This window comes from Cohnella ginsengisoli, assembly GCF_029525555.1.
Classification (GTDB): Bacteria; Bacillota; Bacilli; order Paenibacillales; family Paenibacillaceae; genus Cohnella; species Cohnella ginsengisoli.
The window spans coordinates 64,541-77,147 of sequence record NZ_JAPDHZ010000004.1; the positions used below are offsets into that span (position 1 = coordinate 64,541).

Annotated in this window: 11 protein-coding genes and 3 pseudogenes; 9 read left to right on the forward strand and 5 right to left on the reverse strand. The window is 59.3% G+C overall.

All coding sequences use genetic code 11. The features are described from left to right. The first annotated feature begins 28 nt into the window (after window positions 1-28). From OMP38_RS21290 to OMP38_RS21315, 6 genes and pseudogenes are all read left to right on the forward strand, one after another. Window positions 29-775: a glycerophosphodiester phosphodiesterase gene (locus OMP38_RS21290; RefSeq protein ID WP_277566946.1), complete on the forward strand. Its 747-nt coding sequence runs from the start codon at window positions 29-31 to the stop codon at window positions 773-775. 12 nt (window positions 776-787) lie between these two features. Further along, a complete protein-coding gene (locus OMP38_RS21295) occupies window positions 788-1,426 on the forward strand; it encodes a fumarylacetoacetate hydrolase family protein (protein WP_277566947.1) in 639 nt (212 codons plus the stop codon). Window positions 1,427-1,631: 205 nt separating this feature from the next. Further along, window positions 1,632-3,059, forward strand: coding sequence for an extracellular solute-binding protein (locus OMP38_RS21300; protein ID WP_277566948.1), 1,428 nt, complete (start codon window positions 1,632-1,634; stop codon window positions 3,057-3,059). Between the two features lie 90 nt (window positions 3,060-3,149). Then, a pseudogene (locus OMP38_RS21305) lies at window positions 3,150-4,032 on the forward strand (carbohydrate ABC transporter permease). Between the two features lie 39 nt (window positions 4,033-4,071). Further along, the gene (locus OMP38_RS21310) at window positions 4,072-4,863 is read left to right on the forward strand and encodes a carbohydrate ABC transporter permease (RefSeq protein WP_277566949.1); all 792 of its coding nucleotides are present in this window, start codon (window positions 4,072-4,074) and stop codon (window positions 4,861-4,863) included. 125 nt (window positions 4,864-4,988) lie between these two features. Continuing rightward, on the forward strand, window positions 4,989-5,525 hold the full coding sequence (locus OMP38_RS21315; protein WP_277566950.1) for a DNA-deoxyinosine glycosylase: 537 nt from the start codon (window positions 4,989-4,991) through the stop codon (window positions 5,523-5,525). 5 nt (window positions 5,526-5,530) lie between these two features. Here OMP38_RS21315 and OMP38_RS21320 read toward each other — a convergent pair whose 3' ends face one another. The 4 genes and pseudogenes from OMP38_RS21320 to OMP38_RS21335 form a co-directional block, all read right to left on the reverse strand. Beyond that, window positions 5,531-6,661, reverse strand: a complete 1,131-nt coding sequence (locus OMP38_RS21320) for an HD domain-containing phosphohydrolase (protein ID WP_277566951.1) — start codon at window positions 6,659-6,661, stop codon at window positions 5,531-5,533. A 137-nt stretch (window positions 6,662-6,798) separates the two neighbouring features. Continuing rightward, window positions 6,799-8,597 (reverse strand): annotated as a pseudogene (gene pepF / locus OMP38_RS21325) (oligoendopeptidase F). A gap of 245 nt (window positions 8,598-8,842) precedes the next feature. After that, the gene (locus tag OMP38_RS21330) at window positions 8,843-9,025 is read right to left on the reverse strand and encodes a hypothetical protein (protein ID WP_090114814.1); all 183 of its coding nucleotides are present in this window, start codon (window positions 9,023-9,025) and stop codon (window positions 8,843-8,845) included. A 43-nt stretch (window positions 9,026-9,068) separates the two neighbouring features. Then, complete coding sequence (locus OMP38_RS21335) at window positions 9,069-9,302, reverse strand: hypothetical protein (RefSeq protein ID WP_090114816.1); 234 nt, start codon at window positions 9,300-9,302, stop codon at window positions 9,069-9,071. A gap of 335 nt (window positions 9,303-9,637) precedes the next feature. On the opposite strand from OMP38_RS21335, the gene OMP38_RS21340 reads away from it, so the two are divergent. Together OMP38_RS21340 and OMP38_RS21345 are read left to right on the forward strand one after the other, a co-directional pair. Continuing rightward, entirely contained in the window at window positions 9,638-10,264 is a 627-nt protein-coding gene (locus tag OMP38_RS21340; protein ID WP_277566952.1) for a class I SAM-dependent methyltransferase, read from the forward strand. A gap of 104 nt (window positions 10,265-10,368) precedes the next feature. Next, a complete protein-coding gene (locus OMP38_RS21345) occupies window positions 10,369-10,566 on the forward strand; it encodes a cold shock domain-containing protein (protein WP_090114820.1) in 198 nt (65 codons plus the stop codon). Window positions 10,567-10,746: 180 nt separating this feature from the next. Here the strand turns inward: OMP38_RS21345 and mnmA are convergent. Further along, window positions 10,747-11,878 (reverse strand): annotated as a pseudogene (gene mnmA / locus OMP38_RS21350) (tRNA 2-thiouridine(34) synthase MnmA). A gap of 300 nt (window positions 11,879-12,178) precedes the next feature. Between mnmA and cymR the strand changes: the two are divergent. Continuing rightward, on the forward strand, window positions 12,179-12,598 hold the full coding sequence (gene cymR, locus OMP38_RS21355; protein WP_090114823.1) for a cysteine metabolism transcriptional regulator CymR: 420 nt from the start codon (window positions 12,179-12,181) through the stop codon (window positions 12,596-12,598). Window positions 12,599-12,607 lie beyond the last annotated feature (9 nt).

Sequence of the window (12,607 nt, forward strand, 5' to 3'; positions counted from 1 at the left end):
AGGAGCACGGAAAGAAAGGACGAATCGCATGAATGTGACCGAAAAGGCAGCCCTGCATCCGTGCGTCGCGCATCGCGGCTGGTCCGGCGCCGCCCCGGAGAACACGATGGCCGCGTTCAGGCTGGCGCTCAGCGAGCCTGCGGTCCAGCGGATCGAGCTGGACGTGCATCTGTCGAAGGACGAGGTGCCTGTCGTGATTCACGACGCGTCGCTCAAGCGAACGACAGGCGTCAAGGCCAGGGTAAGAGACAAGACCGCGGCCGAGCTGGCCGCGCTCGATGCCGGCAGCTGGTTCCACCGCATGTATGCGGGCGAAGGGATTCCGGCTTTATCGCAAGTACTCGAGCTCACGCGAGGCAGATGCAGGCTTAACATCGAACTGAAGGACGGGGAGCCAGACAAAGACCTGCTCGCGCGCAAGGTGGGAGAGCTGCTGCAGGCGCATGAACGCGAGGAGGATTCGATTTTGACGTCCTTCGATCATGCGCTGCTGCTCGCCGCGAGACGCCATGCGCCGCGCACGCGGACCGGGCTCATCCTGGACAAGCGGCCGTCCAACATCGCGGCCGTCCTCGATTCGCTCGGCGCCAAGGTGCTATCGCTTAACCACAAGTACGTAAACGTCGCGCTGCTCGCGCAGACCGAAGCCGCCGGCATCGAGGTCATGGCTTGGACGGTGAACGAGCAGCGGGACTTGAACAAGCTGGCGACCTATGCGCAATCTTTTCAGCTCTGCACGAATTACCCGGACCGCTGGCTGGCGGCCGTTAGATAAGGAGACAGCAGCATGACGATTTCCAATACGGTCGATTGCCGCAATATTTACTGCGTCGGACGCAACTATCGCCTGCATGCCGCAGAGCTCGGCAACGCGGTGCCCGATTCGCCGATGATGTTCACGAAGCCTTCGCATGCCGCCGTGCGGCTTGACGGATCGACCGTTCAACTACCCGGCGATCGCGGCGCGGTTCATTATGAAGCCGAACTCGTCTGGCTCGCCGGAAGGCATTATGAGCCGGGCATCGCGCTGCACGAACTGTATTCGCATTTCACCGTCGGCCTCGACCTGACGCTGCGCGACGTGCAAGACGAGTTGAAGGCAAAAGGTTACCCGTGGCTCGCGGCCAAGGGCTTCCGACATTCGGCGCCGCTGGGTCGCTGGCTCTCCTACGAGGCAGAAGCGGAAAAGCAGGGGCGGACTTTCGCCATGCGGTTGAACGGCAAAGAGGTTCAGCGGGGCGACGCGAACGACATGGTGTTCGACCTCCCCGCGCTGACCGCGCATGTCGGCGGCCTGTATGGGATCGGCCCCGGCGATCTGCTCTTCACGGGGACGCCGGCGGGCGTAGGCCGTCTATCCGACGGCGACGAGGTCGAGGTTCTGTGGGGCGACGATACGATCGGCACAGGCACGTTCCGCCTTTAGCCCGACCGCAATCAAGCTTAATTAAGAAGGACGCGAATCTGGACGAAGGCCGCATGCGGGCTCGTCCGGACGCGTCCTTTTTGACTGCCATTAGCCTACTATAGGATTGTATCCCCCCGGTTAGGGGTTTGGCGTCCTTACATACCGGCCGATTCATTCTACAATGAAGAAGTCAAAGCAAACCAAACCTTGGGAGGGTCAACGAGTGAAAAAGAAATGGACTTCCGTATTGGCTGCATCGGTCGCCATGTCAGCCGTGCTGGCAGGGTGCGGCGGGAACAACGACAACAACAACGGCGCCGCGTCTCCTTCGGCAAGCGAATCCGCCAGCCCCAGCGCATCGGCTTCGGCATCCGCTTCCGCGTCCCCGTCCGCCAGCGCTTCCGAACCGGCGAAGGTCGAGAACTTCACGGTTTCCCTCCGTCACATTCAGATCGGCGAACCGCAAAAGTTCCGCAAAGCGATCCTCGACGACGTCGTCAAAAAGACGGAAAGCGAAGTGCCGGGCCTGAAGTTCGAGCTGGACGGCGTCGAAGACAGCGTCAATCGCTTCACGAAGCTGCCGGCCGAGATGGCCGCGGGCAATCCGCCTAAAGTATTCTCCTTGTTCGGCGGCGCGGGCGACGCGCAGAAGTACGCCAAAGCCGGCCGTCTGCTCGACCTGACCCCGATCTTGGGCGAGCTGGGCATCAAAGACAAGTTCCTGAACGTGCTCGACTCCTTCTCCGTAGACGGCAAGGTGTACGGACTGCCGATCGGCGGCAACACCGAAGGCATTTTCTACAATACCGATTTGTTTGCGAAATACAACCTGAATCCGCCGACCACGTGGGACGATCTCGTCAAAGCCGCCGACACGCTGGCGCAAAACAAGATCACGCCGTTCGCCGTCGGTTCCAAGGGCGCTTGGGTGCCCAACATGCTCGTGAATACGCTGATCGGCCGCGTCGCGGGCGAAGCCGCCATTCCGGGCTTCAAATCCGGCGAAGCCAAGTGGAACTCCCCGGACGTCGTGGCCGCATATCAGCTGTACGCCGACTGGGAAAAGAAGGGCTACTTCACGAAAGGCGAGCTGGGCAAGGAGTACGGCGACATGCTGAACGATTTCGTCGCGGGCAAAGCCGGTATGATGTTCGACGGCTCCTGGCGGAACTCCGCGTTTAAGAACGACGCGGTCGGCGCGGCGATCGCAGGCAAGGTGGCTTACGTAGCGCTCCCGGCCGTCCCGAACGGCAAGGGCGACCAGACGGCCGTCAACGCTAACTACGGCGAAGGCTATGGCTTCTCCGCAGACCTTAACGACAACGAGCTTGCCGCAGTCAAAGCATTCATCAAAAACATGTATTCCGACGAAATGCAGCTTCGCGGCCTGCTCGAAGACGGCGTCCTGCCTTCGATGCAGCTGTCCGACGCGTCCATCGCGCAAGTGACGGACCCGCTGCTCAAGCAAGTGCTCGACGTGCTGAAGTCCGCCGGCAAGACGTTCCCGCACTTCGACTCCGTCGTGCAATCCAAGGTGTACACCGAGACCGAGACGCAGCTGCAGAAGCTCATCGCAGGCAAGGCGAAGCCGCAGCAAGTCGGCGACGCCATCCAAAAAGTGCAAGACGCGGAAAACGCCTCCGCAAAGTAAGCCGCCGGCCGAAGCGAACGAGAAGCGCAGCCCGCCCAGCGTAGGCGGCGCTTTCTCTATACCAATGAAGACGGCTGGGGAGGATCCGGAATGAAAACTACGCTAAAAAATCCCTATGTCTACATGCTTTTCGTAATTCCAACCGTAGCGATGTATTTTTTTGTTCTTTATTTATCCGACGATCACGTCGTTCGTGTTCGGCTTCACCGACTGGGACGGACTGAACGCCAGGCAGTTCATCGGCTTGGATAACTTCGTCAATGCCTTCAAAGACGCCGAGTTCCGCAGCTCGATCTGGAACAACCTGATCATTTTGCTGTTTTCCTGCTGCATCCAGGTGCCGCTCATCGTCGTTTTTTCGCTGCTCATCAGCAACGTCAAGCGATTCCAGGGCTTCTACAAGACGACCGTTTTCATGCCGTCCATACTTTCGACCTCGATCATCGGGATCCTTTGGGGCTATATTTACGATCCGGACGTGGGACTGCTTAATAACTTTTTGAACCTATTCGGCATCGAACCGATCTACTGGCTGGCCGAGCCTAAGTGGGCGATGTTCTCGATCCTGCTGACGAACGCCTGGCAGTGGATGGGCTTCTATATCGTACTGATTCTGGCCGCCATCCTCGGCATCCCCAAAGACATCGACGAAGCCGCGATGATCGACGGGGCGACCGGCGTCCAGCGTGCCTGGTATCTGACCGTTCCGCTGATCCGGCCGATCATCAACGTCGTCATCATGCTGTCGATCGCGGGCGCGCTGCGCGTCGTCGACATCGTCCTCGTCATGACCGGCGGCGGTCCCGCGGGCAGCACCGAGGTCATGGCCTCGTACATGGTCAACAAGGCGATCAAGTACGGCGATTACGGCTACGGTTCCGCACTCTCCATCATCATCTTCGTCATCGCGCTCATCCTCACCGCGCTGTATCAGCTGCTCATCGCGAGAAGACAGGAAAGGATTGAGTTCTGATGCCGGTCGCCGTCAAAAAAATCCATTCCGCACTTCTTCATGATCATCTACGTCGTCATCATTCTCGTACCGTTCCTGTTCGTGCTGTTTTCCTCGCTCAAGGCCAACAATACGGAGATCGCGCTACACCCGTTCGGCCTGCCGAAAACCTGGGTATTCGAGAATTACAAGGAAGCCTGGGTCAAGGCGAAAATCAGCGTCTACTTCTTCAACAGCTTGTACCTGGCCGCCAGCGCGGCGGTAGTCGGCGTCCTTATGGCCGCCGCTACGGCATTCGCCATGGCGCGGATGAAGCTGACCCGGATCAGCAAATGGATCTATCAGCTCGTGCTTGTCGGCATGCTGATTCCCGGCAACGTGCTGTTTATCGCGCAATACTTCCTGGTCCGCGACCTTCACATCCTCGATACGCACTGGGCGCTGTTCTTGCCTTACACGGCAGGCGCGCTGCCGTTCAGCGTACTGCTGCTCGTCGCCTTCATGCACAACATCCCGCACGAGCTGGAGGAGGCCGCGACGATCGACGGCATGGGCGCGATCCGGATGTTCTGGAAGATCATCCTGCCGCTTACGATTCCGGCGCTCGTCACCGTCTTCATCGTGAACTTCCTGGGCAACTGGAACGAGTACCTGCTCGCCAACTTCTTCATCAGCCGCGATGCGCTGCGCACGCTGCCTACGGGCATGGTCGGCTTCCGCGACGCGTTCCAGACGAACTATGCGCTCGTCTGCACGGGCATCGTGTTCAGCGTGCTGCCTGTGCTTCTCTTGTATTCGTTCCTGCAGCGGCAGATTATCGAAGGCCTGACCGCGGGCAGCGTCAAGGGCTGAAGCCTGATGCCTGAAGCCTGAAGCCTGATGCCTGAACCGACTGGCTTGGCTCATCCAACAGCGCTATCGATTTGCCTTCCGGCGCTCCGCTATGACAAAATGGGGGGGGACGGAGGTGAGCCGACATGACGACGCCAAACAAGGTTTATGCCTTGCCGCCGGTCGTTGACGCGCATTCGCGGATTCTTTTTCTGGGCAGCATGCCGGGGACGGCATCGCTCGCCGCGAGCCGCTATTACGGACATGCCCGCAACCACTTTTGGCCGATCCTCTACAGGCTTCACGGCGCAGGCGCGCCGGACGAGTCCTATGAGGATCGGCTTCGTTTTGCGTTGGTGCACGGCTGCGCGCTCTGGGATACGATCGCGGTCTGCGAGCGGGAGGGGAGTCTGGATGCCGATATCCGGGAGGCCGAGCCGACGGATATTCCGGGTCTGCTGCGGGCTTACCCGAACATCGAGGTCATCGTATGCAACGGAGGGAAGTCATACGACACGCTGAACAAGTATCACGGAAAGGATCCGGAGGTGCGCAGGCGGACCGTGCTGAAGCTGCCTTCGACGAGTCCGATCCCGACGCGGCAGCATAAGGGACTCGAGGAGAAGGCCACGGCTTGGCTTGATGCGCTGGCGCCATTCGCGCAGCCGCGGCGGGATGCGTGAGGCGATTAACCGACTTCTTCGCTAAGCCGGTCGTTCAATCGGTCGCGGATATCGACCAAGTGGTCGAGCTTGTCGAAAAAGACGTCCACGACGGCGGGATCGAAGTGCCTTCCCCGTTCTTCGCGGAATAGCTTTTCGATGCGGTCGAGCGGCCAGGCAGCCTTATAAACGCGCTCTGCGCTAAGCGCATCGAACACGTCGGCAACGGCGGTGATCCGCCCGAAAATGTGGATGTCCTCGCCAGCGAGCCCGTTGGGGTAGCCGGTGCCGTCCCACTTCTCGTGATGCTGCTCCGCGATGATCGCGGCCGCGGCGAGCAGCTCGCGGCGCGAGCCCTTGAGCAGCTGGTGGCCGATCCGGGTGTGCGACTTGATGATGTCGTATTCCTCGTCGGTCAGCTTGCCCGGCTTGTTCAGCACGGCGTCGGGAATGGCCACCTTGCCGATATCGTGCATCGGCGACACGTCGCGCAGCGTCTCGGCCTCGCGATCGGACAGCCCGTACGCCTTCGCCAGCACGTACGAATACTCGGCGACGCGCCGAACGTGGTTGCCCGTCTCCTTGGACCGGATCTCGCCGATCTCGCCCATCGTGGAGATGATCTCGCGCTGCGTGTCCGCGATCTCTTGGTGCAGCATGACCGACTCCAGCGACTTGCCGGCATAGGAGGCGGCAAGCGACAGCAGGTTCATGTCGTAGTCCGTGAACTTGCCCGCTTCGGTCATTTTGTTGATCGCCTGATAGGCGCCGATCGTCTCGCCGTCGTTGTTCCTGAACGGAATCGTGATGATCGATTTGGTCTGGTAGCCCGTCTTGCGGTCGTTTTCTGCGTTGTGACGCGGATCGTGGCGGGCGTCCTCGATGACGACCGGTTCGCCGGTCGCGATGGCGTGCCCGACGAGGCCCGATCCGATGGGGATCCGGATTTCCTTGACGCCGTGGGCGACCGTCGTGTACAGCTCGCCGCTTGCTTCGTCGATGAGCCAGACGGTGCAGCGATCGGCCACGATCATCTCGCGGCCCATATTGGCCATCAGCACGAGGACCTTGTCCAGCTTGGATTCGCTGGAGATCTTGGCCATATATTCGAATATAATGGTCAGCAATTGTTCGGACGACAAGTCCTTCCGCAGCATCCTATCCCACTCCCCGTCAACATTCCGTGTATCTATTCGTGTCGATAGGGCTCGATTCCTGCCGAGTTTTGGTTCGATAGTATAAAAAAGAACACCCGCGATCGGCGGGCGTTCCAAAGGCGCATGCAATTTAGGTCTTATTTCTCAGTTAACTGCTCCATTTGCTCGATCAATCCTTCGAACACGCTAAGCGCTTGCTCGATCGGGGCCGGCGTCGACATGTCTACGCCGGCTTTTTTTGAGGATGTTGATCGAGTAGTCGTTGCCCCCGCTCTTCAGGAAGCCGAGATAACGGTCGACCGCGGGCTGGCCTTCGCTCAGAATCTGCTTGGCGAAGCTGGTCGCCGCCGAGAAGCCCGTCGCATACTTGTATACGTAGAAGCTCGTATAGAAGTGGGGGATGCGCGCCCATTCCATCTCGATGTCCTTGTCCACGACCATATCGGCGCCGTAATACTTGACGTTCAGGTCGTAATAGATCGCCGACAGCTCTTCGGGCGTGAGCGACTCGCCGCTCTCGGCCTTCGCGTGAACGATCTTCTCGAACTCGGCGAACATCGTCTGGCGGAACACCGTCGTGCGGAACTGATCCGCGTAGTACGTGAGCAGGTACATTTTTTCTTTCGGGTCTTTCGATTTGTCCAGCAGGTAATCCATTAGAAGCGCTTCGTTCAGCGTAGAGGCGACTTCCGCGAGGAAGATCGTATACTGCGCGTCGCGGTATTCGTTGCTCTCGTCGGAGTAGTACGAATGCAGCGCGTGTCCCATCTCGTGCGCGAGCGTGAACATGCTGTTCAGATTGTCCTTGTGGTTGAGCAGCACGTACGGATGCGTGCCGTAGGCGCCCCAGCTGTACGCGCCGCTGCGTTTGCCCTCATTTTCGTAGACGTCGATCCAGCCCTTGTCGAAGCCTTCCTGCAGCACCTTGCGATAGTCTTCGCCGAGCGGTTTTAGGCTGTCGTACACGGTTTTCTTGGCTTCCTCGTAACCGATGTCCATGTCGAACTCGTCGACGAGCGGCGCGAACAGATCGTACATATGAAGCTCGTCGACCTTGAGCAGCTTTTTGCGAAGCGCCATGTATCGGTGCATAAGGGGCAGATGCTCGTGAATCGTCGAGATGAGGTTGTCGTAGACGCTCACCGGGATGTTGTCGCCGAAGAGAGACATCTCGAGGGCGGACGGATAATGGCGGGCATGCGCGTAAAAGAGGTTTTTGGTCACGTTCGCGTTCAGCGTCGCGGCGAGCGTGTTGCGCCATTTGCCGTACGTGTCGTACACCGCCTTGAAAGCCGCCTCGCGCACGCCGCGATCGCGGCTTTCGAGGAACTGGATGTACCGGCCGTGCGTCAGCTCGACTTCCTCGCCTTTTTCGTTTTTCACCTTCGGAAACTTCATGTCCGCGTTGTTCAGCATGCCGAATATCGTGGTCGGCGCTTGGGACAGGTTGCCGACCTGGGCGAGCAGCGACTCCTCGCTCTTGGAGAGCGTATGCGGCTTACGCCGCAGCATCTCTTCGAGCGTGCGCCGGTATGTAGGCTTGAGCGAAGGATCCGCGACGATGCCCTCGAGCGTCTCCTCGGAAAGACCCAAAATTTCCGGCGTAATATAGGAAGTCGCTTCGCCGGCCTCGACGCTCAGCTTTTTTGGCTTTTTCGGAGAGCGCCTGATACTTCGAGTCGGCCATGTCCTCGTGGCTCCGCATGTTCGCGTAGACGTAGAGGCGTTCCGTGAGAAGCGACAGCTCGTCGTCCTTGGCGAAGCAGGCGGAAATGGTTGCAGCGTCCTTAAGCTTGCCTTGGTAGGACGCGATCTCGCCGAGCTGCGCGCGCACTTGCGCGTATTCGCGGTCCCAGGCTGCCTGGTCCGGGTAAATGTCTTCCAGGTGCCAGCGATGTTCGGCGGGCACTTCGCCGCGTTTGAGCACTTCGTTCATCTTGGTTAGCCTCCTCGGTACGTTGGATTCTTCGCGGGCGTAGGCCTGCGCGATCGTCGTCTTGCTGCCGCCTTGCGCGGCGGCTTCTTCGGACTGCGCCTGCGCGCATGCCGTGGACAGCATCGCAGCCGAGAGCAGCGCGGCCAGCGGCTTCGCGGATATTCTCATCGGACGGACCTCCGTTTAGCAACGAATGGCAATCCGAGATAGTATATCCTGTCTCCGCGCGCTTCATGAGGCTGGCTTCAGGCGCTGCCTGCGGAGAAAAAGGCGTAAACGATCAAAAAAAATGCGAACGCCACGAGCAACAGCGATACGGTCGCGAGACCTCTGCGGAGCTTGGCCGGCACGTGGTCGCGCTGCCAGATGAGCACGGCTGCGAGTCCGAATGCCGCGATGGCGTAAATCAGCGTGGCGCTGTAGTCCATATAGGTCGCGTCCTCCTTTCCCGACGGCCGGCGCTTGCCGGATCTAGACGTTGCGCAGGCTGTTCATCACTTCGGCCAGCTGCTGCTCTCCGCCCGGGAAGTCCTCCGCGACAAGATGCCTCTCGGCCCAGTGCATCATCTCGGGGCGACTAAGGAACTTGTGGCATTCCTCGCCCCATTGGTCCGAAATCTGGCGTACGACGAGCGTCTTGCCCTGGACCTCCACGGTCAGCATGTTGTAATGGTCGTTTTTGTAAATGACGTGCTTGGCAAACATGGTTAACGCCTCCCGTGCGGCAGCATATGCGCCGATTCTGATACGGCGAAGCCGTTATTCATGACTATAGAAGAGATGAAGGCAGAAATCAATGTCGACCCGCGTAGCGACGGGAAAAACGAGTCGCAAGGAAAAGGTTGACAGCCGATGACCGAGGTGGCAAAGTAGCATTAACCCGCAGGGGTTAAAGCAGAGACGAGAATAGCTTGAAGAGACGAGAGGAGACTAGCGCAACATGGAAAAAATGCCTGCATACCCCCAGACAGGGGTCGCTTCGACATGCCGTTCTTACGAGGAGTACGAGCGGATGTTCGGGATCGAGGCCGACGAGCTTATTGGAGAAAAAGTATTGGACGTGGCGGGGGGCGCATCTTCGTTCACGGCGCATCTTTGCGCGCAAGGCATCGACGCTTACGCGGCGGATCCTTTTTTACGCGGGAGACCGGCAAGCGATCGTCGCCGCGGCGGCGAAGGAGATCGATACGTCCTCCGCCAAGATCGCCGCCATGTCGCACGTATACGATTGGCGTTATTACGGTTCGCCGGAGCGCCACAGGCGCATTCGCGAGGCGTCGCTCGCGTCCTTCGCCGCCCATTTCCGGTCGGAAGCGGGCGGAGGGAAGTACCTGGCCGCGTCATTGCCGCGATTGCCGTTCGAAGACGGTACCTTTTCGCTTGTCGTATGCAGCCACTTCTTATTTTTGTATGCGGATCAATTCGGCGAACGGTTCCACGAAGATGCGCTCCGCGAGCTGCTGCGCACGTCGAAGCCGGGCGGCGAGGTCCGAATCTATCCGCTCGTCACGCTGGCATGGGAGCCGGTACCTTACCTGGACCGCTTGCTCCGCGCGCTGGAGGCCGAAGCCGAAGCTTCGTTCATCCCTTGCGGCCTGCCGTTCGTGCCGCGCGAGAGCCGTGTGCTGGTCCTCCGCAAAAAGACGATCGCGGCCGCGGAACAATAACGGGACAAAATGAGACATAAAATTCACATATTGCGTCTTGACAAGGATTCGGATATAATAATGTCATTCGCCGATTTACGGCGAGATTTTAGGAGGTTTTTCATTTGAGAGGAACAGTTAAGTGGTTTAACGCAGAGAAGGGCTACGGCTTTATCTCGGTCGAAGACGGCAACGACGTATTCGTTCATTTCTCCGCTATTCAAGGCGACGGGTTCAAGACCTTGGACGAAGGCCAAGCGGTAGAATTCGAGATCACCGACGGCAACCGCGGACCGCAAGCATCCAACGTCGTTAAGCTGTAAGCACCGCCCGCGCGGCCGCTCATTATAGCACGACAGCGTATCGAAGAGCCTCCGGCCGATGCCGGAGGCTCTTTTTTTGCGGTTACGCTCCATTTTCCCAAAACCAAACCCCCGGCTGCCTCGTCTATTAGGACAAGGCAGCCGGGGGGTTTCATATGACCGTGCATGCGCTGACGAATCTTAGCTTCGCTCGGACAGCGCCGCCTTGTGCACGCGTTCGATCGATCCGCCGCCAAGGCAAGTCTCTCCGTCGTAGAAGACGACGGCTTGGCCCGGCGTGATCGCTTTCTGCGGCGCGTCGAAGGCGACCTCGACCGTTCCGTCCGCTTGGGGCGTCAGCGTCACGCCCTGATCCGGCTGGCGGTAGCGGAACTTGGCGGTGCAGCGCATCGGCGCCTCAAGCTTGGCGGGCGCGATCCAGTTGACCTGACCCGCGGTCAAGCCATGAGAGTACAAGATCGGATCGCTTTCGCCCTGGACGACGTACAGCACGTTGCGCTCCAAGTCTTTGTCGGCGACGAACCAGGGCTCCCCCCGTGCCGGATCCGCCGATGCCGAGGCCTTGACGTTGTCCCAGCGTGTAGTACATCAAGCCGTCGTGGCGGCCCTTGACTTCGCCGGTAGCCGCGTCGATCATGTCGCCGGGACGGGCGGGGAGGTACTGGCTTAAAAATTGCTTGAAGTTGCGTTCCCCGATGAAGCAGACGCCCGTGCTGTCCTTTTTCTTGGCGGTCGCGAGGCCCGCGGCTTCGGCGATGCGCCTTACTTCGGGCTTGGGCAGGTGGCCGATCGGGAACATCGCGCGGGACAGCTGGTCCTGATCCAGCGCGTGCAGGAAGTACGTCTGGTCCTTGTTGGCGTCGACGCCTCGAAGAAGCTTGTACTCGCCGTTCTCGAACGCGACGCGGGCGTAGTGTCCCGTGGCAATGACGTCCGCGCCGAGATCCAGCGCCTTCTGGAGAAATTCGCCGAACTTGATCTCCCGGTTGCACATGACGTCGGGATTCGGCGTGCGGCCTCTGCGATACTCGTCGAGGAAGTAGGCGAATACTTTATCCTTGTATTCCTCTTCGAAGTTGACGGTATAGTAGGGGATTCCGATCTGGTCGCAGACGCGCCGCACGTCTTCGGCGTCGAGGTCGGCGGTGCATACGCCGGACTCGTCTGTATCGTCCCAGTTTTTCATGAACACGCCGATCACGTCGAAGCCCTGCTCCTTGAGCAGCAGCGCCGTGACGGATGAGTCCACGCCGCCGGACATGCCGACGACGACCCGGGTGTCCGCGGGGTTGGCAAACCTTAAATCTTTCATTATAATAATCACTCCTGCGCAAGCGAATGGGATGTGGCCTAACCGGCATTCCCCATTGTAGCACAAGTTCGCGGCATGCGCCGAGCGGGGGAGCTGCGCCGCGGGCCGGCGAGGAGATTCAGTCGAAAGATGGCGCATTCTAAATTACATGAATATGTCACCGATTTTTTGACCACAACGATGGATGATGTGATAACATAGATGTGATATGGGGATACTCCCTTTTTTTTGCATCCATGATACTGACCTATCAATATAAAAGACGACTGCGCCGCTGTCTGCGTGGAACGAGGTGCCGATTTGAAGATTTCGACGAAGGGCCGTTACGGACTGACGATCATGATGGAACTGGCCTCCAAGTTCGGCGAGGGCCCGATCTCCCTGAAAAGCATCGCCGAAAAAAACGGATTGTCCGAGCACTACCTGGAGCAACTGATCGCTCCGCTGCGCAACGCGGGACTGGTGAAGAGCATTCGCGGGGCTTACGGCGGCTATATTCTCTCGAAGGATCCGGAAGGGATCACGGCAGGGGACATTATTCGCATACTCGAAGGGCCGATCAGCCCGGTCGACTTTACCGAAGAGGACGACGCCGCGAAGCGCGACCTGTGGCTGCGCATCCGCGACAGCATCGCGAGCGTGCTGGACTCTACGACGCTGTCGGATCTCATCAATTTCAAGGATGAGGGCAAGCCGGACAGCTACATGTTCTACATTTAGATGTAGACG